Origin of the sequence: Ancylobacter sp. G4_0304, from assembly GCF_047501495.1 — a bacterium.
Classification (GTDB): Bacteria; Pseudomonadota; Alphaproteobacteria; order Rhizobiales; family Xanthobacteraceae; genus Ancylobacter.
In genome coordinates, this window is the sequence record NZ_JAZDRM010000001.1 from 214,335 (window position 1) to 239,352 (window position 25,018).

Annotated in this window: 18 protein-coding genes and 1 pseudogene; 5 read left to right on the forward strand and 14 right to left on the reverse strand. The window is 67.1% G+C overall.

Translation table 11 applies throughout. From position 1 onward, the window contains the following. Positions 1-22: 22 nt before the first annotated feature. The 7 genes from VRZ77_RS01025 to VRZ77_RS01055 are packed head-to-tail and all read right to left on the reverse strand — an operon-like array spanning position 23 to position 11,055. On the reverse strand, positions 23-1,216 hold the full coding sequence (locus VRZ77_RS01025) for an ABC transporter permease (RefSeq protein ID WP_414590891.1): 1,194 nt from the start codon (positions 1,214-1,216) through the stop codon (positions 23-25). Positions 1,217-1,218: 2 nt separating this feature from the next. Then, positions 1,219-2,217 (reverse strand): ABC transporter permease, encoded by a 999-nt coding sequence (locus tag VRZ77_RS01030; protein WP_414590844.1) that lies wholly within the window; start codon positions 2,215-2,217, stop codon positions 1,219-1,221. A gap of 3 nt (positions 2,218-2,220) precedes the next feature. Next, positions 2,221-4,152, reverse strand: a complete 1,932-nt coding sequence (locus VRZ77_RS01035) for an ABC transporter substrate-binding protein (RefSeq protein WP_414590892.1) — start codon at positions 4,150-4,152, stop codon at positions 2,221-2,223. Positions 4,153-4,157: 5 nt separating this feature from the next. Then, positions 4,158-6,053 carry a dipeptide ABC transporter ATP-binding protein gene (locus VRZ77_RS01040; RefSeq protein ID WP_414590845.1) on the reverse strand — a complete coding sequence of 632 codons (1,896 nt, stop codon included), beginning with the start codon at positions 6,051-6,053 and terminating at the stop codon, positions 4,158-4,160. A gap of 4 nt (positions 6,054-6,057) precedes the next feature. After that, complete coding sequence (locus VRZ77_RS01045) at positions 6,058-7,797, reverse strand: adenylate/guanylate cyclase domain-containing protein (RefSeq protein ID WP_414590846.1); 1,740 nt, start codon at positions 7,795-7,797, stop codon at positions 6,058-6,060. Between the two features lie 10 nt (positions 7,798-7,807). Further along, entirely contained in the window at positions 7,808-8,317 is a 510-nt protein-coding gene (locus tag VRZ77_RS01050) for a cyclic nucleotide-binding domain-containing protein (protein WP_414590847.1), read from the reverse strand. Beyond that, on the reverse strand, positions 8,314-11,055 hold the full coding sequence (locus VRZ77_RS01055; RefSeq protein ID WP_414590848.1) for an ABC transporter transmembrane domain-containing protein: 2,742 nt from the start codon (positions 11,053-11,055) through the stop codon (positions 8,314-8,316). Before VRZ77_RS01055 ends, VRZ77_RS01050 begins: the two co-directional genes overlap by 4 nt. Positions 11,056-11,181: 126 nt before the next feature. Between VRZ77_RS01055 and VRZ77_RS01060 the strand changes: the two genes are divergently transcribed. Next, positions 11,182-12,216 carry a polysaccharide lyase gene (locus tag VRZ77_RS01060; RefSeq protein ID WP_414590849.1) on the forward strand — a complete coding sequence of 345 codons (1,035 nt, stop codon included), beginning with the start codon at positions 11,182-11,184 and terminating at the stop codon, positions 12,214-12,216. Here VRZ77_RS01060 and VRZ77_RS01065 read toward each other — a convergent pair. Beyond that, positions 12,206-13,546 carry a nucleotide sugar dehydrogenase gene (locus VRZ77_RS01065; RefSeq protein ID WP_414590850.1) on the reverse strand — a complete coding sequence of 447 codons (1,341 nt, stop codon included), beginning with the start codon at positions 13,544-13,546 and terminating at the stop codon, positions 12,206-12,208. The two genes, VRZ77_RS01060 and VRZ77_RS01065, sit on opposite strands and share 11 nt — an antisense overlap. A 563-nt stretch (positions 13,547-14,109) precedes the next feature. Then, positions 14,110-15,657 carry a TerC family protein gene (locus tag VRZ77_RS01070; protein ID WP_414590851.1) on the reverse strand — a complete coding sequence of 516 codons (1,548 nt, stop codon included), beginning with the start codon at positions 15,655-15,657 and terminating at the stop codon, positions 14,110-14,112. Between the two features lie 218 nt (positions 15,658-15,875). Between VRZ77_RS01070 and VRZ77_RS01075 the strand changes: the two genes are divergently transcribed. From VRZ77_RS01075 to VRZ77_RS01090, 4 genes and pseudogenes are all read left to right on the forward strand, one after another. Continuing rightward, the gene (locus VRZ77_RS01075; protein WP_414590852.1) at positions 15,876-16,982 is read left to right on the forward strand and encodes an HPP family protein; all 1,107 of its coding nucleotides are present in this window, start codon (positions 15,876-15,878) and stop codon (positions 16,980-16,982) included. Positions 16,983-17,173: 191 nt separating this feature from the next. Beyond that, positions 17,174-18,343, forward strand: coding sequence for a DUF2778 domain-containing protein (locus VRZ77_RS01080; RefSeq protein ID WP_414590853.1), 1,170 nt, complete (start codon positions 17,174-17,176; stop codon positions 18,341-18,343). Positions 18,344-18,503: 160 nt separating this feature from the next. After that, positions 18,504-19,445 (forward strand): glutaminase, encoded by a 942-nt coding sequence (locus VRZ77_RS01085; protein WP_414590854.1) that lies wholly within the window; start codon positions 18,504-18,506, stop codon positions 19,443-19,445. A 131-nt stretch (positions 19,446-19,576) separates the two neighbouring features. Further along, positions 19,577-20,511 (forward strand): annotated as a pseudogene (locus VRZ77_RS01090) (pirin family protein). 75 nt (positions 20,512-20,586) lie between these two features. Here VRZ77_RS01090 and VRZ77_RS01095 read toward each other — a convergent pair. From VRZ77_RS01095 to VRZ77_RS01115, 5 genes are all read right to left on the reverse strand, one after another. After that, entirely contained in the window at positions 20,587-20,769 is a 183-nt protein-coding gene (locus VRZ77_RS01095; RefSeq protein ID WP_414590855.1) for a hypothetical protein, read from the reverse strand. After that, positions 20,766-21,923 (reverse strand): WD40 repeat domain-containing protein, encoded by a 1,158-nt coding sequence (locus VRZ77_RS01100; RefSeq protein WP_414590856.1) that lies wholly within the window; start codon positions 21,921-21,923, stop codon positions 20,766-20,768. Before VRZ77_RS01100 ends, VRZ77_RS01095 begins: the two co-directional genes overlap by 4 nt. 39 nt (positions 21,924-21,962) lie before the next feature. Beyond that, positions 21,963-22,268 carry a hypothetical protein gene (locus tag VRZ77_RS01105; RefSeq protein ID WP_414590857.1) on the reverse strand — a complete coding sequence of 102 codons (306 nt, stop codon included), beginning with the start codon at positions 22,266-22,268 and terminating at the stop codon, positions 21,963-21,965. 171 nt (positions 22,269-22,439) lie between these two features. Then, positions 22,440-22,907 carry a hypothetical protein gene (locus VRZ77_RS01110; RefSeq protein ID WP_414590858.1) on the reverse strand — a complete coding sequence of 156 codons (468 nt, stop codon included), beginning with the start codon at positions 22,905-22,907 and terminating at the stop codon, positions 22,440-22,442. Positions 22,908-22,951: 44 nt separating this feature from the next. Continuing rightward, complete coding sequence (locus VRZ77_RS01115; protein WP_414590859.1) at positions 22,952-25,006, reverse strand: sigma-54-dependent Fis family transcriptional regulator; 2,055 nt, start codon at positions 25,004-25,006, stop codon at positions 22,952-22,954. Positions 25,007-25,018: the final 12 nt, after the last annotated feature.

Genomic DNA, 25,018 nt, shown 5'->3' on the forward strand with positions numbered 1-25,018 from the left:
TCTCGCGGTTGGAACGCCGGGCTCAGCGATAGGGGTCGGCCGCGTCGCGCATGCCGTCGCCGAGGAAATTGAAGGCGAGGATCACCGCGATCACCGGCACCACCGGCAGGATCAGCCAGGGATAGAGCACGACGATGTTGATGTTCTGCGCCTCGTTCAGCATCACGCCCCAGGAGGTGATCGGCGGGCGCAGGCCGAGGCCGAGGAAGGACAGGGCGGTCTCACCAAGGATCATGCTGGGGATCGCGATGGTCGCCATGGCGATGAGATGGCTCATGAAGCCGGGCACCAGATGGCGGAACACCACGCGCGGCGTGCCCGCTCCCATGAGCTGGGCGGCGACCACATAATCATCCTCGCGCAGCGACAAGAGCTTGGAACGCACCGCGCGGGCAAGCCCGGTCCAGTCCATCAGGCCGAGAATGATGGTGATGCCGAAATAGACCACCAGCGGGCTCCAGGTCGGCGGCATCACGGCCGAGAGCGCCAGCCAGAGCGGGATGTGCGGCAGCGACTGCACCACCTCGATCACCCGCTGCACGACGAGATCGAACAGCCCGCCATAATAGCCGGCCAGACCGCCGATGATGATGCCGAGCGCGAAGGAGACGCTGACGCCGATCAGGCCGATGGTCAGCGAGATGCGCGCGCCGTAGATCATGCGCGAGAGCATGTCGCGCCCGAGCCGGTCGGTGCCAAGCAGGAACAGCGTGCCGCCCTCGCCCGGACACATCAGGCGCAGGCTGCCCTCGATCAGGCCCCAGAACTTGTAGGGCTCGCCCCGGCAGAAGAACCGCACCGGGTAGATCCGGGCCGTGTCCTCGCTGTAGTCGCGGCGGAGCTTCTTCATGTCGAGATGGTAGTTCAGCCCGTAGGTGAACGGCCCGACGAACGCCCCGTCATGGAACAGGTGGATCGCCTGCGGCGGGGAGCGGATGAAGTCGGTGTGCCGGGACTGATCGTCGTAAGGGGCGAGGAATTCGCAGAACAGGATCGAGACATAGAGCACGGCGAGGAAGATGCCGGAGGCCAGCGCGATGCGGTGGCGCTTGAACTTCCACCACATCAGCGTGAGCTGGGAGGCGAGGTAAACCTTCTCCTGCTGCTTGGTCATCGGCTCCATGGCCGCCGGGTCGAACGGACCATCCGCCACGAAATGCGGCAGCGGTGCGCCGGGCGGCGGCAGGACGAGGCCGGCGGCGGGAGCGGGAGGCATGCTCATTTCGAGGAGCCCCCCTGCAGCCGGATGCGCGGATCGAGAAAGGCCAAGGCGATGTCCGAGATCAGCACGCCAACCACGGTCATGCAGGACAGGAACAGGAGGAACGAGCCGGCCAGATACATGTCCTGGCTTTGCAGCGCGCGCAGCAGCAGCGGGCCGACGGTCTGGAGCGACAGCACCACGGCGGTCAGTTCCGAACCCGAGACCAGAGTCGGCAGCACATCGCCGATATGCGAGACGAAGAAGTTGAGCGACATGCGCAGCGGGTATTTGCGCAGAGCCTTGCCCGGCGGCAAGCCCTTGGCCTTCGCCGTGACGTAGTACTGTTTCTGCAATTCATCGAGCAGGTTGGCGCGGATGGCGCGCACCATGGAGCCGGTTCCGCCCGCCCCGATGATCAGCACCGGGATCCACAGATGGGCGAGGATGGACTTCGCCTTGTCCCAGCTCATCGGCTCGTTGAAATAGGCCGGGTCCATCAGCCCACCGATCGACAGGCCGAACCAGACATTGGCGAAATACATGAAGATCAGCGCGAGCAGGAAGTGCGGGATCGCGATTCCGATCAGCCCGATGAAGGTGAGCCCGTAATCGGCCCAGCTATATTGATGCGTCGCCGAATAGATCCCGATGGGAAACGCCACCAGCCAGGTCATCAGGATGGTGCAGAACGAGACGAGGATGGTAAGGCTGAGGCGCTCGCCCACCACGTCGCGCACCGGCATCTCATACTCGAAGGAATAGCCGAAATCGCCCTGCACGAAGCCGGCGATCCAGTGGAAATAGCGCTCGACCGGCGGCCGGTCGAAGCCATATTCGCGCTTGAGGAACTCGATGCGGCTCATATCCGCCTTCTCGCCCTGCGCGGCCATTTCGGCGACGTAGGTCTCGAAATAGTCGCTGGGCGGAAGCTGCATCACCGTGAAGATGAGCGCGCTGGTGACCAGCAGCGTCGGGATCATGATCAGGATGCGGCGGATGATATAGCGCAGCATCGCTCACCCCTTCCCTGGCGTGTCGTCAAACCAGAACGTATCGGGCAGATAGATGCCGAAATAGGCGCCCGGCTCGAAGCTATAGATGCCGACCTTCGGCACGTTGCGCAGCCGGTTCGACACCACGACCGGCTGCGAGGTGCGGTTGATGACGCCGATGGTGAACACCTGATCGGCATTGATCTCCAGCATGCGCCTCCAGATCGCCTCGCGCTCCTCGCCGGTCTTGGACTGGCGCCAGCGTTCGGCGAGATCGGAGAGCTCGGCGGCGGCGGGCAGCGCCGGCTTCTCGCCCTCTCGCCCGCCGGAATCTGCATATTGCCCCCAGAGCGGCCACTGGAACTGCATGGAATTGGACGGCGCCAGCTCGACCGGCGACATCTCGGGCGAAGCCAGCGCATTGTCGAGCCCCTGCCAGACCGACATCTTGACGTTGCCGGCGATGACGCCGCGCCGCAGCAGATCGCGCTGGGTGCCGCGCACATGCAGCTTGATGCCGATCTTGCGCCAGTCGTCGCCGACCAGTTCGAGAATGTCGGTCTCTTCCGTGCTCTCGCCGGCGGTTTCCACCGTGATCTCGGCGCGCCGCCCGTCCGGCAGCAGGCGGATGCCGTCCTCGTCGCGCTTGTCGAGCCCGGCCTCGTCCAGCAGGCGGTTGGCAAGCGCGGGGTCGTACTGCGCCCAGGCGGTGTCGTATTTGGAATCGTAGAGCGCGCTGCCGGGGATCACGGTGTTGGCGCCCTCATGGCCGAGACCGAAGAAGATCACCTGGTTGATGTCGCGCCGGTTGATGCCGACCGAGAGCGCCCGGCGCACCCGCACGTCGCGCAGCACGTCGCGCCAGCCCGGATCTTTGACGTTGAGATTGGGGACGATGGCGACATAGGCGCCGATGCCCTGCTCCCAGAGCCGCACCGTGTAATTGCTGCGCTCCTCGCCCTCTTTCAGGAAGGTGTAGTTGTCGAAACGCAGGTAGCGCGCCTGAAGGTCCGCACCGCCAGCCCCCACCTTGGCGGGGATCAGCGAGGAGGTGCCGATGGAAACGGTGATCTTGTCGATATAGGGCAGCTGCCGGCCGGTCTCGTCGACCCGGTGGAAGAACGGGTTGCGGCGGAACACGAAGAACTCGGCGGGCGGATTGGTCAGCGGCACCCAGGGGCCGAGCGTCGGCAGCTCGGGGTTTTCCGGCCGATAGGAACGCGCCATGCGGTCGTGCAGCGCACCCCAGTCCTTGACGCGCTCCAGCTTGACCAAAGCGGAAAGCTTCAGCGGATCGGCATAGCGCTGGTGGAACTGCCTCATGTAATGCGCCGGCATGGCGATGATGAAGGGCTGCGCCGCCGCCAGCGCCGGCAGGAAGCCGGGATTGGGCTTCGACCAGGAATAGCGCACCGTGGCGGCGTCGATCACCTCGAATGTCGCCGGCTCGCCGTCCACCACCATCTGCATCGGCGGGCCGCCGGGATTGAAGCGCTCATTATTGGCGACATCCTCCCACCAGTAGCGGAAATCCTCGGCGGTGAAAGGATGCCCGTCGGACCAGCGGTGATTGCGCCGCAGATGGAAGGTAAAGACACGGCTTTCCTCGACGTCGACCTTTTCGAGGATGTCCGGCACCAGGCGACCGTTCTCGTCGAACACCACAAGGCGGGCATAGCCGTAGATCGTCACCATGCGGATGTCGCGCGGGTCGCCCATCAGCATGCGCAGCGTGCCACCATAGCGACCCACTTCGCCGCCGCGCGCCTTCACGTCGATGACGCGTGGGGGATCGGGCAGGCGGTCGGCCACCGGCGGCAACTCCCCGACCCGAACCTTGTCGACGAACATGGGTGGTTCGAGGCTCAGATCCGGCCGCGCCGAGGGTTCCTGCGCGCGGGCCGCGCACAGGCCGAGAGCGAGGGCGAACAGAATGAGAAGCGGGCGCATCGCCATGGTGCTCATGCCGCCGTCACATCATGGGCGGTGCAACCACGATCGGCGAGCACGAAGTGGCCGCCTCCGAGGTCGATCATCTCCAGCCGGTCCGGCGCCGTACCGCGAAACGCCGCCGGCCAGGTCGCGGGATCAGAAGCCCCGCCGCCCGAGGTCGCGATGTCGAAGTCGAGCGGCCGGTCGAGGTCGGGCAGCGGCACGGCGCGCAGCAGGCAGCGCGTATAGGGATGCGCCGGCGTGCGGAACAGCGCGTCGCGCGGGCCGATCTCAACGATGCGTCCGCGCGCCATCACCGCGATCCGTGCCGCCATGTAGTGCACCACCGCGAGATTGTGCGAGACGAACAGATAGGTGAGTCCGAGCGAGGATTGCAGGTCCTTCAAGAGGTTGAGGATCTGCGCTTGCACCGAAACGTCGAGCGCGGAGACCGGCTCGTCGCAGATGATGAGGTCCGGGTTGAGCGCGAGCGCGCGGGCGATGCCGATGCGCTGGCGCTGGCCGCCGGAGAAGCTGTGCGGATAGCGCGACAGGAAGCGCGGATCGAGCCCGACGCATTCCATCAGCTCCACCGCGCGCCGCTTCTGCTCGGCATCCGAACCGCGTCCCTGGATGATCAGCGGCTCGCGGATGATGTCGAGCACGGTCATGCGCGGGGAGAGCGAGCTCACCGGATCCTGGAAGATCATCTGCATGCGCGGGCGGAACGCCTTTAGCGCCGCGCCCTCCAGCGCCAGCACGTCGACCGGGCCGGCGGGATCATGGAAGACGACCGAGCCGGCATCGGCCTTGCGCGCACGCATGATCAGATTGCCGACCGTCGACTTGCCCGAACCGCTTTCGCCGACGAGGCCGAGGCACTGGCCCTTCATGATGTCGAAGCTGACATCATTGACCGCGACGACGCCGCCGCCCTTCTTGCCGCCATAGGTCTTGCGCAGGCCGCGCACGCTCAAGAGCGGCTCGGGCGCCGCCTTGGCGCTCCGCGGCTTCACCACCGGTGCCGGCGTCACGCCGCGCAGCGCCACAAGGCGCTCGCCTTCCGGCATGTCGAAATCGGGCGAGGCCTTGAGCAACGCCTTGAGATAGGGGTGGCCGGGGCGGCGGAAGATGTCCTCGACCGGACCGGCCTCCATGACCTGTCCGCGATAGACCACCACCACCTCGTCCGCCATGTTGGCGACCACGCCAAGATCGTGGGTGATCAGCAGGATCGCCATGCCGAACTGCTGCTGAAGCGTCTTCATCAGCTTGAGCACCTGGGCCTGGATGGTCACGTCCAGCGCCGTGGTCGGCTCGTCGGCAATCAGCAAGGCGGGATGGCAGATCAGCGCCATGGCCAGCATGGCGCGCTGGCGAAGGCCCCCGGACAATTCGAACGGGTAGCGGTCATAGGAGCGCTGCGGGTCGCGAAAGCCGACGAGGCCGAGCATCTGCTCGGTCACCGCCCGCGCCTCCTTGCGCGGATGGGGGCGGTGGAGCTGGAGCGCTTCCTCGATCTGGTTGCCGATGGTGTGCACCGGCGACAGCGAGGACATCGGCTCTTGAAACACCATGCCCATGCGCCCGCCGCGCAGCATGCGCATCTTCTTGCCGTCGCGCGGCAGTCCCGCGATATCGACGCTGCCTCCGTCCTTCCTGCCGTCCTTGGCCGGGTCCGAGAACAGAATGCGGCCGGAGGTGATGACGCCGTTGCGCGGGAGCAGCCCCATCACCGATTGCGATATCACGGTCTTGCCGGAGCCGGATTCGCCGACCAGCGCCACGGTGCGGCCGGCCGGCACGCGCAGCGAGACGCCCTTCACCACCTCGGTCATCTGCCCATGCAGGACGAACGAGACGTGCAGGTCCTCGATGCGCAGCACGTCGTCTCGCAGCGTCTCGTCTTGCCCGCCCCCCGCCACCGCCTCACATCCCTGCGGTGTTCAGGACGCCAAGCATCGCCTTGCCCGACATCACCTTGTCGAGCGCGGCCTCGTTGGCGACGGCGTAGGCGGGAACCGGCATGCTGTGGCCGTCGATGATCACATCGCGCAGGCTCTGGCTGGAGAAATCGTAGCCCGAGGCGCGTGCGGTCTCCTCCGAGATGAAGTAATCGGCGAGATACTCCTTGGAGGCGGCCTCCAGCCCGGCGGCGACGGTGACGGTGACCCCGATCGCGCGCAGCCGCTGCTCCTGCACCCCGTCGCCGACGCGGGCAAGGATGATCGGGCCGGTATGGATGCCGATGCCGGCGCGGATCGGGATCGGCAGGGCGCCGCGCATCTCGACATTGAGCATGTCCAGCACCCGCGTCATGTCGCGCGCGGCGCGCAGGGCGGCGCGGGCGCCGGACGAGCGCTTGTCGGAGCCGTCGAACACGGCGAGCAGGCCGTCGCCATACATCTGGTCTATGCGCCCTCCGTGGCTCTCGACCGTCTGGGTCATCTCCGTGGAGAAACGGTTGATCAGCACCGCGATTTCATAAGGAAGGCGGTTGGAGGTCAAGGTGTTGAACGCGCGCAGGTCGAGGAAGATCACGGTGGCCTCGCGCTCCACCGCCCATTCCTGCGCGTCCTGGTCCGGGTCGACGACGCGGCTGCCAAGGACAGGCATGAGGATGCGTACGCTTATATCGTGGGTCGGCCGCATCTGGCAGGCGAGGCGTACATTGGTCGGCGCGCCGATCTCGGACAGCACCGCCCGCTCCCCGCCGAACGGGTCCGGCAGTTCCGCCGCGCCAGCCGTGATCTGTACCCGACAGGTCGAGCAGCGCCCGCGGCCGCGGCAGGAGGAAGGATGCGGGATGTGAAACATGCGGCTCGCCTCCAGCACCGAGGTGCCGCGCGGCACCCGCACCGGGCCGTAGCCGCGATAGGTGATGGTCACGGTGGAGCCAAGCCGCCGGCGCACATAGGCTCCGACCAGCAGCAGCGCGAACGCGCTGGCGAATCCGGCAAGCCCGGCATTCAGCATCATGCCGGCCTGCCCGATGCCGGCCATCTGCTCCGGCGTGAGCCCACCGGGCGCCGCCACCTGCGCCGCCTCTCGCCCGCCGGCGACGAAACCGGCGAAGGCCAGCACCGGCACCAGAACCGCGATCACGAGCCCCGCCACCCGCCAGCTCGGATACCACGGCTGATAGCGCAGCGAATGGTGCAGCCCGATCACGCCATGGCTCCAGCTCACCACCAGCAGCAGGCTCTGCGAGAACAGCACCGCCGGCCACAGCCGAAGCAGCACCGCATGATAGCTCTGGTCGACATCAAACCAGGAACCGGCGATGCGGGTCTGCAACACATGACCCGCCACCAGGAAGGGAATGGCGAGGCCGGAAATGATCTGCCACGCCTCGTCGCGCGGCATGCGCCAGGTGGAGCGACGCAGGATGCGATAAGTCGCCAACACCACATGGATCAGCGCGGCGCCGTAGAGCAGGATGCTCCCTGGCCAGCTCCGCCACAGCAGCCAGCGCCATTGCTGGGCATACTCCATCGCATCGACGCCGAAGATGCCCACGGCGTGGTTGATCAGATGGGTGAAGACGAAGGCGAACAGGACGACGCCCGCCCATAACCGCGCGCGGCATGCCCAGGGCTGATCGCTGAGCGTATTCCGCGACTGTTCGCTCGCGGGCATCGGGCCCTTGGTAGTGGTGGTGACGGCCATGGGTCTCTGTTCAGTGCGCGTTGACCGGTGCCGCGATGCTGCGGGCCGCGTCCGCCGCGGGCGCCCCCTTCGGCAGTCGCTGCACCAATTGGGCGCAGATGTTGTTCAAATCCATAATCTGCCGGCCGAGTTCGCGCATCACCGCGAGGTTGAACGGCATGGATTCCTTGATGAGTTCGAGAAAGGCGTCGCGGTCGACACGCAGGGCGGTGAGCGCGGTCTCCGCGGTGATGGTCACCATGCGGTTCTGGTCACACAGCACGCCGGCCTCGCCCAGCAGCGTGCCGCGCACATGCTGGGCAAAGTCGATCGCCCCGTCCGGCGTGTTGAGCGACACCTTGTACTGGCCGTCGAGCACGATATAGACCGCGTCCGACGCCTCGCCCTGCTCATAGACGGTCTCGCCCGGATGGAACGTGATCCGGTCGCTGATCATGGCCAGAAGCTTGAGCTTCGGGGTTTCGACATGGTGGAACATGCGGAACTTCTGAAGCGAGCGTACTTCGTCCTCGATGGTCATTTCGCAACCTCCTGAGGCCTCTGCTCCGGTTCGCGCAGGCGGGGCGGATCCGTCGGCTCGGGTTCTGCGGTCGGCTCGCCCTTGTGCTCGGCACTGAGCAGCTTGGGACCGTCGAACCGTAGCACCAGATCGAACGCTTCCAGATCATCCTCGCCCGATTGCGACGTGATGACCGTCTTGCCGGCCATCACCTCGAAGATGTTCTCCCGGATCATAAGCGCTTCCGGGGGCGCGAAGCTAGAGAGCGCATCGTCCAGAATCAGTATCTGCGGATGCCGGAGCACAGCGCGGGCGAGCTGGATGGTGACGCGCTGCTGCGGCGACAAAAGGCGGCCGCCGGGACCAGCTTCCTGGTCGAGCCCCTTCGACACCACGAAGCTTTCGAGCCCATGCTCGCGGATCACGTCGCCGGCCATCGCCAGCAGCTTGTCGCGCATATGGGCCTTGCCATAGTGGAGCCTGCCGAACAGCACGTTGTCGCGGATGCTGGCGGCCGGCATCAGCCGGTTCGGGTCGTAGAACTCGATGGAGTCGGCCTCGCTCGCCGGCAGGAACTGGCGGAAGCTGGAGCGGGCGCGCAGCACGCGCGCCACCAGTTGCTCGTCGATCAGGTTGAGGCGGTGGCGCGGCTCGACATACATCAGCGCATAGCCGATCAGCTTGTCGCGCACCTCCGCCGGCAGGGTGCGGCGCTGCCCGTGCTGCCAGGAAGACTGCACCGCCGGCCACAGCGCGTCCAGCTCGGCCTCGTCCACGAAAGAGTAGCGCTCGCGCAGCGGGTTGTCCGGCGCCAGGCCCTGGAACACTTCCGCCACCGTCTCCACCATCTTCATGCCGATTGAGGTCAGCGGCGCGGTCAGGGCCTCGGCGGCGATGATGGAGCGGGTGAACGGATCGCTGGCGAGGCTGGCCGGGGCGAAGCGCTCGCCGATCGGCACACCGAACAGCAGGTTCTCACCGATCGTCGCATTGGTGTTGAAGCGGTCCGGCCGGAAGCCCTCGACATAATCGATCAGGCCCTTTTCCTTGTAGCGTGCCAGAATGGCCGGGCGGGCCTTGAGGATGCGGTCGCGCAGCTCGTCGTCGATGTCCTCGCCGAGCGGGCTCGACAGGCCGACCCGGAAGATGTCGTCATAGCCGCGCACCACGCGCAGGGCGGCGATGATGGCGTCGTTGAGGTCGCTCGGCCCGGTGGCGCCGACCGCGGCATAGTCGATCCAGTCGACATCGGGCGAGACCAGTGGGTTGTCGGTCATCTTCGCCTCGTCCCGCCAGTAGCGGGCAGCGGCGTCGCCGTGCTCGATGGGCTCCGGCTGGGGCACGGCGCGGCGCAGGGCGAAACAGAGATTGTCGCGGATCGTGCCCGACATGATGAAGGGCTCGCCCGAGACATAGATCATCAGCCCGCTGGCCTCGCTGTCTGGCATCGCCGAGACCTCGCGCCCGCCGATGGTGACGCTGCCCTGGTAATCGGTGATCTGGCGGCCGATGACCTTGGTCAGCACGTCGCGCCCGCTTCCGGTCGGCCCCACGAAAGCGACGCGGCCGGGCCGGGCGATGGCGGCGGACATGCGGTCGATCTGCACCAGCCCGCGGCCGTTGACCACCCGCAGGCCGACAATGGTAATCGGCGCATCCGGCGCGATCGGCTCGGGCGGGGTCGCCGGCTCAGCAGGCAGCATGAAGTCCTTGGAAAACTGGCTGACCACCTGCTCGTATTTCACCGTGACGTCGGCGCGGTCCTGGTCCCAGTCGATCAGTTCCTTGATCGGGCCGGGCAGGTCGCGATAGGCGCCGATCACCGCCACGAGCTGGCCGATGTCGAGCTTGCCCATCAGCGCCAGATAGCCGCCGAGGGTGTAGAAAATGAACGGCGTGAGCTGAGCGAGCAGGTTGTTGAGATACTTGACCGCGAATTTGCGCCGGTAGAGCCGCAGACGGATGTCGAACAGCGTGCCGAGCCGCTTGCCGACCTCCGCCGCGCTGTAGCCGCCGACGCCGAAGGCGTGGAGCGCGGGCGCGGCCTCCACCATCTCGCCGATGCGCCCGGCGAGCAGGCGGGATTCGAGCTGGCGCATACGGCCGAGGCGGATCTGCTCGCGGCGCAGATGCGGGATCACGATGCCCTGCACCACGATCAGCGCCAGCGCCAGTCCGCCCAGCCACATGCTCTGCGCGAGGATGAACACCATGGCGGTCATCGCCTGCATGCCGAGAAAGGCCGGCGTGATGAAGGCCTCGCCGAAGAAGCCGCCGATCGGCTCCACCTCGTCCTTGATCATGCTGGTGACTTCCGCCGACTTGGTGGTGCGGATGTCCTCCGGGCGGAAGCGCATCACCTGCGAGAACAGGTCGAAGCGCAGCCGCCGCAGCATGCGCTCGCCGAGCACGCCCTTGCGGATGTTGATGACGTATTTGAACCAGCCATTGATGAGCGTGAGCACGAGGAACACCATGCTCAGCGCGAACAGATAGGGCAGTTGCTCCAGCAGCCAGCCGTCGGTGATCTGATAGGTGCCCCCGCCGAGGAAGTCCGGCAGCGACAGGGAAAAGTCGAACAGGCGGGCGGTGGTCTGGCCATCGCCGAAGCGGCTGCCCTGGATCGCCTCGTTGACGATGCGCTTGGGGACATCGAGCGACCACCAGTAAAACGGCAGCGAGGCCAGCACGAACATCAGCACGATGATCTGCTCGCGGCGGCTGTACTGCCAGACGTAACGGAAGAAATTGACGGCCAAGGACTTTGCGCCTTTCAGCGCCACGGCTAAGATTCGATTGTCGACAGATAGGTCGTCGGTATCGACTTCGCCGGATCGATCACCGAATTATGACGATGCTAGCATAAGCCGGAGGCCTTTGCTGCCATGCAGCCTTACACCCCGCCCCCCAATCCCTGCCGTTTCGGCCGGCTGCGCCTCGCCGGCGCGGTGCTCGTGCTCGGGCTCTCTCTGGGGGGTGGGGCGAGCCGGGCCGGCCCTCAGGCTCTGGTGCTGCACGAGGATTTCGAGGGCAGCGATTTCTCCGCTGGAGGCGGCCTGTTCTACAAGAACAACCGCGAGCAGGGCGCGGGCCGCTACGTCTTCAGCTCCGCAACGGCGCGCAAAGGCAAGCAGTCCATCGACCTCTCGGTGCAGCCGCAATGCGCAACGCCGAACGGGCTGTGCAGCGAGCGCGCCGAGGTATGGGAGCGTCCCGAGGTGCTGGTGCCGTATGGGGCGCCGGTCTGGTACGGCTTCTCGATGAAGATGGCCGAGCCGATCCCGACCGTGCGCCACCGCTATGTGATGGCGCAGTGGAAGCGCGAGATCGAGCCCGACGCGGAGGGCGACTACAGCCCGCTGCTGGCGCTGCGGCTGATCCAGGGCAAGCTGGCGGTCACGGTCGACACCGACACTGGCAGCTTCATCGCGGCAGGCGACGCCGAGCGCCCGCGGGGGTGCCGCAAGGGCGAAGCCGCTGCCGGGCCGCCGGACGATTTCAACCAGTTCCGCGCCCTTGTCGCCGTCGAGCCCGGCGCGGCCGCCGAAGTGCTCTCCGGCTTTTCCGGCTGCACGCCCGACCTGATCGTCACCCCGCGCGGTGGCACGTTGCCGGCGCTGGAATCCGGCTGGATCGATTTCGCGTTCCTGGTCCAGGCCGGGCCGGACGGCAATGGCCGCATCGAAATCCTCGTCAACGGCCAATGGATCGCCAGCGTCACCGGCCATATCGGCCATGAAGGGCCGGGGCTCGGCGACAACATGTATTTCAAGTTCGGCCCGTACCGCGCCGGCGCCGCCGATGTGTGGCGCATCTATTACGACGATTTCCGCCGCGGCCCGGCCTGCACCAATGTCGCCCCGGCCGCGACCTGCGCGAAGCTGAACCCGCCGGTGGAGGCGAATACGCTCACGCCTTGATGAGGCCTTCAGGCGCCAGCCCGAGCCGGGCGAACACGTTGCGGGTGTCGACCAGCACGCGGGCATGGGCCGCGACGAGGGCATAGTCCACCTCGTCATGGTCGGTGGCGACCAGTACCGCGTCGAAGCCCTTGAGCGCCTCCGCCGCGAGCGGCACCGAGGCCTTGCCCGAGAGCCGGGGGTGGCGGCGGGTCGGCGGCAGCGCCGCGACATGGGGATCATGGAACTCGCACAGCCCGCCGCGCTCGTCGATCAGCTCCATCAGCTTCAGCGCGGGGCTCTCGCGCACGTCGTCGATGTTTTTCTTGTAGGCCGCGCCGAGCACGAGGATGCGCGCACCGGTCAGCCCGCGTCCGGCCACGGTGTCCAGCGCCTCGGCGAGGCGGTCGACCACCAGATAGGGCATGCGGGTGTTGATCTGCCCGGCCAGCTCGATGAACCGGGTCTCGATGTCGAACTCCCGCGCCTTCCAGGTCAGGTAGAACGGGTCGATCGGGATGCAGTGCCCGCCGAGACCTGGGCCGGGATAGAAAGGCATGAAGCCGAACGGCTTGGTGCCGGCCGCCTCGATCACCTCCCAGATATCGATGCCCATGGCGCCGTAGACCGTCTTCAGCTCGTTAACGAGGGCGATGTTCACGGCGCGGAAGATGTTCTCGGTGAGCTTCACCGCCTCGGCCGCCTGGGTCGAGGACACCGGCACCACCTTCGTCACCAACTCGCGATAGAGCGCCTGCGCCAGCCGCCCGGCCTCCACCCCGTCGCCACCCACCACCTTGGGGATGGTGGCGGTGGAATAGCTGGCATTGCCGGGATCCTCGCGCTCCGGCGAGAAAGCGAGGAAGAAGTCGCGCCCCGAAACCAGCCCGCCCTCCTCCAGGATCGGCTTGACCAGCTCCACGGTCGTACCCGGCCAGGTGGTGGATTCCAGCACGACGAGCTGGCCGGGGCGCAGCGTGCGCGCGATGTCCCGCGCGGTGCGTTCGACGAAGGAGAGGTCCGGCTCGCGCTGGCGGGTGAGCGGGGTCGGCACACAGATGATCACCGCGTCGCATTCGCCGAGCCGGGCGAAATCGGCGGTGACGGCGAAACGCCCGGTCGCCAGCGCGCCGGCCATGCGCCCGGCGGGGATGTAACGGATCACCTGCCGGCCGGCGGCGATGGCCTCGACCCGCCCCGGATTGATGTCGAACCCGATCACCTTGAACCCGGCCTCGACCGCCACCAGCGCCAGCGGCAGGCCGACATAGCCGAGGCCGATCACGCCGATGCACGCCTCTTTCGCCCCGATGCGCGCTTCAAGAAGGTCGGCCGCGGCGGTCTCGCTCATATCGGGCAACTCGTCAGGCTGGTAATGGGGGACGGATGGCTGTGTCCGGTTCGCGGCCGTCTTATCACGCCGCCGCGCGGATGGCAGCGCAGCTGCGCATAGAGGGCCGATCGCGCAACACAACTCTCGCTAAGCCACTCAACAAAAAGCGAAAAAATCAACAACTTCGCGCGTCGGCGCCCCTGCCAAAGTGACGCACCCCTCGATGGTTCCATAGACAGAGATTGGCGTTATTGTCACGACAAACAAAAGATAAATTTGGAGGATCCCATGAACCAGAATCAGAACATCAACAAAGATGAATCAGGCACCGGATGGTTCGGTGGTGCCGCCACCCTGCTCGGCATCTTCGTGGTACTGACCTGGCTCTGCTTCTGATCCATGTTGCAGCGCACACCTTTGCTCGCCTGGACTCGCCGGGCTCCATGCTTGTTTGCATACCATTGATCTATATCGCCACGATTTCTTGCGATCTCCCTTCGGGTTTCGGGCGCTGAACCGACAAGGCGTCCCGGAACGCGGGCTTGAGCGGGCTTTTTGTCCCGGAACCCGCCCGCGTGGTCTCAGTGTTTCGTCGCCGTGATATGATCGATGCGGTGGCCGTCGAGGTCCAGCACCTCGAATCGCCAGCCCTGCCAGTCCAGCCCCTCGCCCGGATCCGGCAGATGGCCGAGTTCGGAGAGCACGAAACCGGCCAGCGTCTCGTAATCGCCGCCGCGCAGACCCTCCACGCCCAGCGTGCGCTCCACCTCGCCCACCGGCATGCGGCCATCGAGCCGCCATGAGCCATCCTCGCGCCGCTCCGCATAGGGCGCCTCCTCACCCGCCAGCTCCGGCAGGTCGCCGGCAATGGCGGTGAGGATGTCGGTCGGCGTTACCAGCCCCTCGAAGGTGCCGTGCTCGTCGACGACGATCGCCATGTGGACGTTCGAGGTCTTGAACTGTTCGAGCAGGCGCAGCGCGGGCAGCGTCTCGGTGACATAGAGCGGCCTGCGCAGCGCCTTTTCGAGGTCGACCGCGCCGCTGGCCTGGTACTGGGCGAGCAGGTCCTTGGCGTGGACCACGCCGAGCACATCGTCGAGATCGCCGCGGCACACCGGGAAGCGGGAGCGCCCGCTGGCGCGAATCTCCTCCAGTATGGTCTTGGGATCGTCTTCGATGTCGAGCCAGACCGCATCGACGCGCGGCACCATGATCGAGCGCACCGAGCGCTCGGCGAGTGTCAGCACCCGCTCGATCATCGCGCTTTCCTGCGGCGAGAAGGCCGGCTGCGCACCGCCGCTGGAGGCGATGGCGGCGAGTTCCTCGGATGCCTCGGGCGCGGCATCCCCACCGCGCAGCAGCCGGAGCACGGCGCGCGAGGTGCGGTCGCGCAGGTCCATCGTGGTCACGCGGCGGCGGACATTGCGCCGCCCGACCTGGTTGGCCGCCTCGATCAGGATGGAGAAGCCGATCGCCGCATAGAGATAGCCCTTGGGAATGTGGAAGCCGAGCCCCTCGACGATCAGACTGAAGCCGATCATCAACAGGAAGCCGAGGCAGAGGATGACCACGGTCGGGTGGCGGCTGACGAAGGCCATCAGCGGCCGGCTCGCCAGCATCATGGCGGCCACGGCGATCACCACCGCGATCATCATCACCGACAGATCGCGCACCATGCCGACCGCCGTGATCACGCTGTCGAGCGAGAACACCGCGTCCAGCACCACGATCTGCGCGATGACATGCCAGAACACCGCATAGGCGCCGGTGCTGGCCTTGGCCTCGTGCCCCCCCTCCAGCCGCTCGTGAAGCTCGGTCGTGCCCTTGAACAGCAGGAACAGGCCGCCGAGGATCAGGATGACGTCGCGCCAGGAAATCTCCGAGCCCAGCACGGTGAACAGCGGATAGGTGAGCGTGACGATCCACGAGACCGAGGCCAGCAGCGCGAGGCGCATGACGAGGGCCAGGGACAAGCCGACAATGCGTGCCCGGTCACGCTGGTGCGGCGGCAGCTTGTCGGCGAGGATCGCGATGAACACCAGATTGTCGATGCCGAGAACGACTTCCAGAACGATCAGCGTGGCGAGGCCCGCCCAGGCCGCCGGGTCCGCCATCCACTCGAACATCATTGCCGCTCTCGCTCTCCTCGCCGCACGTTCGCCGGGACCATTCTCCGCCCGACACGCTGTCCTGAACTAGGGCAGCCGCACGCTCACCGGCAAGCCCTCGCCGGCCCGGCACAGACAGACGCGACATCATCTCAATTCACATGAATGCGAACAGCTTGCTAGGATGACGGTTCCCTGGACGGCGTAGTGCCTGCCTCTGAAACCTTCGGGAGACGCGAATGTCCCCTCTGTCTCGCTTCACGCTGTTTCGGCCGATCCTGCCCGGCTCAACGCTCGGCCAGCGCCTTCGCGCCTGCCTCGGGGCGACGATCGGCATCGGGCTGACTGGCCTCGCCTGCGCCCTGCTCGCCGGCCAGGGGCCGCACGGGCTCTGGCTGGTGCCGCCGATGGGCGCCTCCGCCGTGCTGCTGTTCGTGGTGCCGACAAGTCCGATGTCGCAGCCATGGCCGGTGATCGGCGGCAATGCGGTCTCGGCACTGGTAGGGTTCGCCGTCGCTCAGGTGGTGGGCGAGCCCGCGCTGGCGGCCGGCCTTGCGGTCGGCCTCGCCATCGCCGCGATGTCGCTGCTGCGCTGCCTGCACCCGCCGGGCGGTGCCGCCGCGCTGGTCGGGCTGTTCGCGGCGCCCTCGGCCACTCTTTGGTTTCCGCTCGCTCCGGTCGGCGTCAACGCCCTGCTGATGGTCGCTGCCGCCGTCGCCTATCACCGGCTCAACGGCACGGCCTATCCGCACCGCGCCATCGCCGCGACGCCCCCGCAAGCCGCGCCGCCGGAGAGCCGGCCCTCGTTCAGCGCACAGGATGTCGACGCGGCGCTGGACGAGCTGGGCCAGAGCTTCGACATCTCGCGCGACGATCTTGAGCGGCTGCTGCGCGCCATCGAGAAGCGCGCGCTGGCGCGGGCCTATCAGGACCTTGCCTGTCGCGACCTGATGACCAAGGACGTGATCTCGGTCGGTGAGGACGCCTCGCGTCAGGTGGTCGCGGCGCTGCTGGCGAGCCACGATTTCCGCTCGCTGCCGGTGATCGACCGCGAGCACCGCATCGCCGGCGTCATCGGCCAGCGCGAGTTGGCCGGCACCGGCACCTATGCACGCGACCTGATGACCGCCGCCGCCACCACCACGCCGGACGCGCCGGCGCTCGGCCTGATCGAACAATTCGCCCGCGGCCGCGTCCATGCCGTCTATGTGCTCGATGCCGAACGGCGCCTGCTCGGCGTCGTCACCGAGGCCGACTGGCTCGCCGTGCTCACGCGCGGGCTGGAGATGCCGGCGGGTGCGACGCCCGACGCGCCTCGCCATACGGCATCCACAATATCCCGTTAACGGAATATTACCCATGAGCGCCTAGCATCCCGACCCTGTCGGATGCCGCGCGCCTTCCCGAAACCTGTGGCGCGGGCATTTTGGGCTGCGGATGGAATTGACCACCCGCCGCGTTGATGAGACTGATGTGAGTCGGAGCGCCTGGCGCATCGGCACTGTCACGGCTCGAACGGAGTCGAGCAGAGAGGAACATGGCGGAAAAGGCCGGCATCGATAGCGCGAAAACCGGAAGCCCAGCCGCTGGCAGGCAGGTCCGCGGCTTCAGCGCGCGTTCGCTCGTCCAGACGGCCGGCGCCGGCCTCATCGGCATCTGCGGTGTGGCGGCGGTCGCGGTGGCGGCGGCCTGGGGCGCGGGATGGGGTGCCGACCCCGCCGACACGCCCACGCTGCGCCCTGCCCTGCCTCAGCCAATGAAGATGGCGCCCGAGCCCTTCGCCGTCGCCCCGCCCGCGCCCGTGCGCACGGTGATGGATGTGCGCAACTTCCACTCCTCCGGCCTGATCGCGCTCGCGCCGAACTGGCTGTTCGATCCCGCGCTTCAGGAAGCGCGGATGGCAGCCGGCGCGCCCACGGTGGCCGCCCTGCCGCCGGCAGAGGACGTGACGGCGGACGCCAAGGCTCCGGCCGCGCCGGTGGTGGAGACCGCAACCACGGTACCGCTCCCGGTCGCCAACCCGCTCTTTGCCGGCCGTCTACAGGCGCCGGACGCCCCGGATGCCGACGCCGCCGTCGCCCAGTCCGCCGAGCAGACCCGCACCCAGCTCGCCCTCGCCCCGCTGCCGCCGCGCAACCCGCTGCTGAGCGTCGAGCAGGCGGCGACCGGGCCGTTGCCCGAGGACGACGCGCCGGAGGCAGCCCCCGCGATTCCCGATGCGCCCCCGCCCGAGGCGGCCCGCCCGGAATTGACCTATCCCGGCCCGGAGGATCGCTTCGCGCTGTATGACATCAAGGCGAAGAAGGTCTATCTGCCGGGCGGCAAGAAGCTGGAGGCCCATTCCGGCTATGGCGACAAGATGGACAATATCCGCCATGTCGCGATGAAGATGTATGGGCCGACCCCGCCCAACATCTACAAGCTGACCTGGCGCGAGAAGCTGTTCCACGGCTCGCGCGCGGTGCGCATGACGCCGATCGGCAAGGGCGAGATGTATGGCCGCAACGGCTTCCTCGTTCACCCCTATCTGCTCGGGCCGCGCGGCGATTCCAATGGCTGCGTGTCGATCGAGGACTACGACACCTTCATGACCACCTTCGAGCAGGGCAAGATCGACCGCATCATCGTGGTCGAGAGCATGCCGAAGGGCGACACGCCGACAAATCCGCTCATCGCCTGGCTCACCGGCAAAAGCCGCGAGAAATAGCGCCGCTGGCGTGCACAGGCGACAGCCATTCCGAACGATGGACCTTGCTCGGGGAAATGTGAGCTTTTCCCGCGCTTGGGCGTGCGCGACGGTATAAATCTCGCATAAGTGGGGGCGACCGAGACCTCGCGCGGTCTGCGCGCGGGGCGGTCGGGAGAGGGTGAGTTCAGCCGTGGCCGATCTGGAACGTGTCGTGAAGGAAATCGCCGAGGAAATGCGGCAACGCACCGACCGAGGCGAACCGGCCAGCTACATTCCCGAACTCGCCAATGTCGATACCGGCTCCTTCGGCCTCGTGGTGATCGACAATGACGGCACCGTCGCTGCAGGCGGCGACGCCGACATGCCGTTCTCGATCCAGAGCATCTCCAAGGTCTTCACGCTGACGCTGGCGCTCGGCAAGGCCGGCGACCGTCTGTGGAAGCATGTCGGGCGCGAACCCTCCGGCAGCGCGTTCAATTCCATCGTCCAGCTCGAATATGAGCACGGCATTCCGCGCAACCCGTTCATCAATGCCGGCGCCATCGCCGTCACCGACCGCATCCTCTCGGGCCACCAGCCCAAGGAGGCGCTGGGCGAGATCCTGCGCTTCGTGCAATTCCTCGCCGACGACTCTTCCATCGCCATCGACCGCACCGTCGCCGAATCCGAGCGCCGCACCGGCTTCCGCAACATCGCGCTGGCCAATTACATGAAGTCGTTCGGGGTGATCGAGAACCCCGTCGACTACACGCTCGGCGTCTATTTCCACCATTGCTCGATCGTCATGAACTGCCGGCAGCTCGCCATGGCCGGGCGCTACCTTGCCCATTCCGGACGCAACCCGGCGACCGGGCACCGGGTGGTGACGCCCGAGCGCGCCCGCCGCATCAACGCGGTGATGCTGACATGCGGGCATTATGACGGCTCGGGCGAGTTCGCCTACCGGGTCGGCCTGCCCGGCAAGAGCGGTGTGGGCGGCGGCATTCTCGCCATCGCGCCCGGAAAGGCCTCGATCGCGGTGTGGTCGCCGGGCCTCGACGCCTATGGCAATTCCCATCTCGGCCGTATCGCGCTGGAATTGCTGACGAAGCGGCTGGGCTGGTCGATCTTCGGCGCGTAGCCTCACGCGCGTGTCCGCGCCGATGCCGGAGCCAAAGATCGCCATCGCCGGCCTCGGCGGCGTCGGCCGGGCAGCAGCGGAGCTTCTTCTATCGCGCCGCGAGCGCTATTCGACAGGAAAGGATCACGCCCATGAGCTGGAACCCGGCGATCGAGCCCGGCTGCCCCGACGAGGTCGGCATCGACGCGATCGAAACCCTGATCGTCCCACGCTCGCGCGATCTCGGCGGCTTCGAAGTCCGGCGCGCCTTGCCGGCACCTAAGCGGCAGATGGTTGGCCCCTTCATCTTCTTCGATCAGGCAGGGCCGGCCGAGCTGCTGACCGGACAGGGCATCGATGTGCGGCCGCACCCGCATATCGGTCTCGGCACGGTTACCTATCTGTTCCGCGGCGATTTCCATCATCGCGACAGTACCGGCGCCGACCAGATCATCCGTCCCGGCGCGCTGAACTGGATGGTGGCTGGCCGCGGCGTCACCACTCGGAGCGGACCTCGGCGGAGGCCCGTCGCGGGCCGAACAGCCTGTATGGCATCCAGACCTGGCTTGCCTTGCCCGAAAGCCATGAGGATATCGCGCCCAGCTTCGAGCATCACGGCAAGGAGGCTCTGCCGGTGATCGAGGACCGGGGTCTCTCGGTCCGGCTAATCCTCGGGAGCGCCTATGGCGAGCGTGCGCCGGCGACGATGTTCTCCGAGACATTCTACGCCGACGTGAAGCTCGACGCCGGGAGCCATCTGCCGCTGCCGGACGATCACGAGGACCGTGGCATCTACATCGTCGAAGGCTCGATCTCGATCGCCGGCCAGGAGTACGCCGCGCCGCAGATGATGGTGTTCCGACCCGGCGACAGTATTACCGTCGCCGCCGGCAGCACGGGCGCGCGCTTGATGATCCTCGGCGGCGCGACGCTTTCGGGACCGCGCTACATCTGGTGGAACTTCGTCGCCTCGTCCCGCGAGCGCATCGAAGCCGCCAAGGCCGAATGGCGCGCGCAGAACTGGGGCACGGGGCGCTTCGACCTGCCGGCGCAGGACCGGAGCGAACACATACCCCTGCCTGACTGAGCCGATCTGGCGATCCAAGCGCGATGCGGTCGCTTCGGGCTGCGTGGGTTCACCCGGATCGATGTCGTACCAAACTCAGTTTGTGCGCTCGGACCGGGCGTCGCCAAAATCCTTCTTCTCGGCGATGAAGCGGGCGGCGAGAACAAAGGCACCCATGGCGAACTCGCGGCCATGCTCGGCGATCATCCGCTCGGCGAGAGCGGCGATTTCCTCGAAGAACCTGTCCTTGCTCTCGGCGGTCTTGTCGGGCGACGTCATGCTGTCCTCCTGTTGATCTGTTTGAACATGTGTGCGGGCAGGTCGATCACCCCCGCCCAGCCTTGTGCTGTGTGGAAGGCGAGGTGCTCGCCGTCGGGTGACCAGCTCAGGTCGTGCAGACCGCCCGGGGCCGGCGCGCGGATAACCAGTTCGTCGCGATGGCCGATGGCCATGACCACGATCATGCCGTTCTCATAGCCGGCCGCGACGAGCGGCAAATGCGGATTGAGCCGCGCGGCCTCGACAGCGACGAAACCGGAACAGCCGGTCTCCAGGGTCCGGGGCCGCTCGCCACCTTCCCCCATCGCCCAGACGATGGTGCGGAAGGCGCCGCCAGTGACGAGGTGACGGGAATCCGCGCTCCAGTCGAGCGTGCGCACCGGCGCGGGATAGTCCGGCAGCCGGAGCACGCGGCGGTCGGCCCTGTCGATCAGCGCCATGCCGCCATCAAGCAGGCCCGCGGCCAGCCGGCGACCGTCCGGTGACCAGGACAGGGTTTCAACGGGACCGATCCCGGTCTCGAACCGCTCGCCGGCCGTCTCTTGCACGTCGATGATGGACAAGCCCGCCTCGAAGCCGAGCGCCACGCTTGCGCTGTCGGGCGCGGGCGCGAGTGCTCGCGCGGTGCCCTCATAGCGCGCCATGGCCCGCGCCGTGCCGCCATCGGGGTCGTAGCGCGTGACGCTGCCGCTCGCCGCGACCCAGGCCGTGCCGTCGCCCTCCATGCCGTCGCCCGCCGCGCATGGGTTCGCGATGGCGTCGACCCCGGCGCTGTCGCACTCGACCACCACCCGCGCCGAGCCGTCAGCCTCGACGCGCACCAGCCGCCCATTGGCATCGCCGACCAGGAAACTCGCCGGACCGAACGCGGACAGACGTAGCGGCCCCTCGCCCACGGACACCCTCGTCGGCGCAGATATCGGGCGTGCGCGCGGGGAGATCGTGGAGCGGCCGTCCTCGATCGACATGCGCCAGCGGACTCCCGCCGCTTCCGGATCCTCCATCGAGACGAGGGCAAGCGTGCCGTCCGCCAGCGCGAAGGCGAGGCTGGCGCCGTCCCGGGAGAAGGCGCCGGCCTGCACCTGCACCTCCAGATTCCATTGTCGTGCCAGCAGCGCGAAGAGTGGCGATGCCTCGGCTTCCGTCGTGCTCATTTCAATGCGCTCCCTTGCCGATGCCCCGGCCGACCGGGCTCAGCTTCCGCTGATCCGGCGGTCCACGGCGTCGAGCCGCCTATGCCATTCGATGAGTTCGCTCTCGTCCTCGGCGAGCCGGGCCTCGGCCGTGTCACGCTGTACCCGTGCCTGTTCGAGACGACCCGCCACGGCGGCCATGTCCCCGCCCTGCGACAGGTCGCGCTCGCACAGCATCACCTCCAGCTCCAGGCCGCTGACGATCTGCCGGTTCTGCAGCTGGCGTGCATTCAGCCGAGCGATCTCCTGCACGATTTCCAGGCGCTGGCCGAGCAGGGTGCGCAGTTGTTGCGTGTCCGTCACCACGCGCCCTCCGCCCGCCGCCGACGTGCCGGACATGGAGCCCTGATGATGGCCGTCATGATCGATACCGTCGGCAAGCCATTCTTCGCCGCGCTCGGCAGCGGTGCGCGTGAAGACGTCGCCATGGGGCCGCGCAACCGGCGGCAATTAACGCCGCACTGAACCCGTGCGATTCTAGCCATCGGCGCCTCCTGCGGCGTCGGGCCGGTGGGTGCCGACTTCGGCGAGGATGTCGTTCAATCCGCCGAGGCCGGACATGAAATGCAACTCGGCGCTGTCGATATAGCCGCGCAGGCTATCCCAGACATCGGCCCGCAGCAGATGGGTGGAGTCCCCGCCGTACCGCTCGAAAGCCTTGAGATCCATCTGGTGCGACAGGGCCATGCCGTTCACCACGAAGTCGGTGAGCTCGCGGCCATGCGTCTCGACGAACAGCCGCAGCAGCGGATGGTCGCCATAGCTCACGCCGTTGACTTCCAGTGCGCGCTCGATGAAGCGCTGGAAGTGGCGCGAGAGCAGGTCGAGGCTCTCCCCGCGGATACGCAAGGTGAAGACCACGTCCCGCTCGGCCTTGTCGAGAATGGTCGAAGCAAGATCCGTCGAGGCGGGCACGCCGCCGGCGCGATAGGGCCGTTCTGTCATCTGATCCGCGCCCCTTCTGTTCCATCCGTCATCCGGAACCACGGCTAGTGCCGCGCCCGGTATTGCTGGAGCTTGCGATAGAGCGTGCTGCGCGAGATCCCCAGCCGATCGGCGGCGACCGAGGTGTTGCCACCCGAGGCGACGAGCGTGCGCTCGATCAGCCGCCGCTCGGCATCGTCGATCCGTGCGATCTCGTCGGCGGCGTCGGCCGTCCCGGACGGACTACCGCTCGAACAGGGCAGGCGCTCCACGCCCTCGACGACATCTTCCGGCAGATCGTGGACGCCCACGGTACGGTCGACCGCCATCAGTGACATCGACTCGACCAGGTTGCGGAGTTCCCGGACATTGCCCGGCCACTCATAGCGTTCCAGCAGGTCGAGCGCCGCCGGCTGAAAGCGCAGGGGCTCGGCACAATGGGTGTCGGCGATCTGGCGGTTGAAATGGTGGATCAGCAGGCCGATGTCGCCATGGCGGTTGCGCAACGGGGGAATGGTGATCTTCACGGCGCCGATGCGAAAATAGAGGTCCTTGCGGAACCGCCCCTCCGCCGCCTCGGCTTTTAGGTTGCGGTTGGTCGAGGCGACGAGCCGCACATTGATCGGCCGCGGGCGGCCCTCGCCAATGCGGTACACCGCGTTCTCCTCAAGAATGCGCAACAGATAGGGCTGCAGATCGAGCGGCATCTCGCCGATCTCGTCGAGGCTGAGCACCCCGCCATCCGCGATCTCGAAGCGGCCGGCCCTCCCCTCGCGCGTGGCGCCGGTGAAGGCGCCCGGGGCGTGACCGAACAGTTCCCCGCCCAGCAACTCCTTGGACACCGCGCCGCAATTGAAGGTGACGAAAGGCTCCTTGCCGGTGTGGAGACCGGCTGCGTGAATAAGCTTGGCGAACAGTTCCTTGCCGACGCCGGTTTCACCCTCCAGCAGGATGGCGCTTCGCCCTTGCGCGGCCCGCTCGGCCCGCTCGACCGCCTCGATCAGAACGGCGCTCTCCCCGATGATCGCGTCGCGCGCCGCCGTCAATGCCAGGTGCGCTGCGCCGGCGCTCGCCCGAACCGCCGGCGCGGGGTGACCGGTCGGCCCCAGCAGCAGCACGGCGCCCGAAAAGGTGCCGTCCTGCACCAGCGGCTCCATGCGCTGCGTGTTGATGCCGGGAATATTCGCGATCTTGTCGGGCCAGCCGCTGCCCTCGAAGTCGACCAACTGCGTCCCAAGTCGCAGCTCCGTATCGGGATTGGCCTGTCTCCAGCGCGCCATTGCGGTATCGCTGTGGTGGATCACCCGGCCCTGGCGGTCGAGGATGACATAGCCGTCGCCGCGCCCGGCCCCTTGGAGCCGCGACAGGCAAAGTTCGAGCAGTTGCATCCGCTCGATCCGCAGCTGGTCGGCGAGAGCCAGTTCGATATGGCTCGCGGCCATCACGCCCAGCGCGATGTTATGGCGCCGGAACATGTCCTGGGGGCCGGAGAAATCCACGACGCCGATCACACTTCCGTCGAGCGGATTGCGGATCGGCGCGCCGATGCAGGTCCAGGATTTCACGCCTTCGCAGAAATGCTCGGCTGCGCGCACATAGACCGGCTTGCCGGTCACCAGCGCGGTACCGATGCCGTTGGTGCCGGTGACGGTCTCGCCCCAGTTGGCGCCGATCTCCAGACGTATGTCGTGGGCGGCATCGACGATATGGGGATCGCCGGCCGTGTCGATGATGACGCCGCGGTTGTCGGTGACGACGACCATGGTCGCGGTCTCGCCGAGTATGTCGGCGAGACGTTCGAAGGTCCTGCCCGCCGCCTGCAGCAGGCCGCCATGGTGGCGTCGCAACCCGTCCACCTCGTCGGGAGAGACGATGAGATCGCTGCCGCGCCCACGCGGGTCGACGCCCGATACGACGCTGCGCTGCCAGGATCGTTCGATAATGCCGCGAACCAGCCCGCCGGGCGCGACCGAGCGCCCCCTGTCGAGAAAGCTTTCCCAAGCCTTCATCGTCGCCGAGGCGTCATAGGCTCCGTCGGCGGCATAGTCGGCCGCCTCCTCCCCCTCTTTCGGACCGGAAAGAAGGGCGCGCGAGCGGCCCTCAAACGGCGGCTTGGTCATTTGCGCTTCCGT

Coding starts and splice junctions, on each gene's coding strand:
- VRZ77_RS01025 (WP_414590891.1), bottom strand. CDS start 1,216: ATGCCTCCCGCTCCCGCCGCCGGCCTCGTCCTGCCGCCGCCCGGCGCA.
- VRZ77_RS01030 (WP_414590844.1), bottom strand. CDS start 2,217: ATGCTGCGCTATATCATCCGCCGCATCCTGATCATGATCCCGACGCTG.
- VRZ77_RS01035 (WP_414590892.1), bottom strand. CDS start 4,152: ATGGCGATGCGCCCGCTTCTCATTCTGTTCGCCCTCGCTCTCGGCCTG.
- VRZ77_RS01045 (WP_414590846.1), bottom strand. CDS start 7,797: ATGGCCGTCACCACCACTACCAAGGGCCCGATGCCCGCGAGCGAACAG.
- VRZ77_RS01050 (WP_414590847.1), bottom strand. CDS start 8,317: ATGACCATCGAGGACGAAGTACGCTCGCTTCAGAAGTTCCGCATGTTC.
- VRZ77_RS01060 (WP_414590849.1), top strand. CDS start 11,182: ATGCAGCCTTACACCCCGCCCCCCAATCCCTGCCGTTTCGGCCGGCTG.
- VRZ77_RS01065 (WP_414590850.1), bottom strand. CDS start 13,546: ATGAGCGAGACCGCCGCGGCCGACCTTCTTGAAGCGCGCATCGGGGCG.
- VRZ77_RS01070 (WP_414590851.1), bottom strand. CDS start 15,657: ATGATGTTCGAGTGGATGGCGGACCCGGCGGCCTGGGCGGGCCTCGCC.
- VRZ77_RS01075 (WP_414590852.1), top strand. CDS start 15,876: ATGTCCCCTCTGTCTCGCTTCACGCTGTTTCGGCCGATCCTGCCCGGC.
- VRZ77_RS01080 (WP_414590853.1), top strand. CDS start 17,174: ATGGCGGAAAAGGCCGGCATCGATAGCGCGAAAACCGGAAGCCCAGCC.
- VRZ77_RS01095 (WP_414590855.1), bottom strand. CDS start 20,769: ATGACGTCGCCCGACAAGACCGCCGAGAGCAAGGACAGGTTCTTCGAG.
- VRZ77_RS01100 (WP_414590856.1), bottom strand. CDS start 21,923: ATGAGCACGACGGAAGCCGAGGCATCGCCACTCTTCGCGCTGCTGGCA.
- VRZ77_RS01110 (WP_414590858.1), bottom strand. CDS start 22,907: ATGACAGAACGGCCCTATCGCGCCGGCGGCGTGCCCGCCTCGACGGAT.
- VRZ77_RS01115 (WP_414590859.1), bottom strand. CDS start 25,006: ATGACCAAGCCGCCGTTTGAGGGCCGCTCGCGCGCCCTTCTTTCCGGT.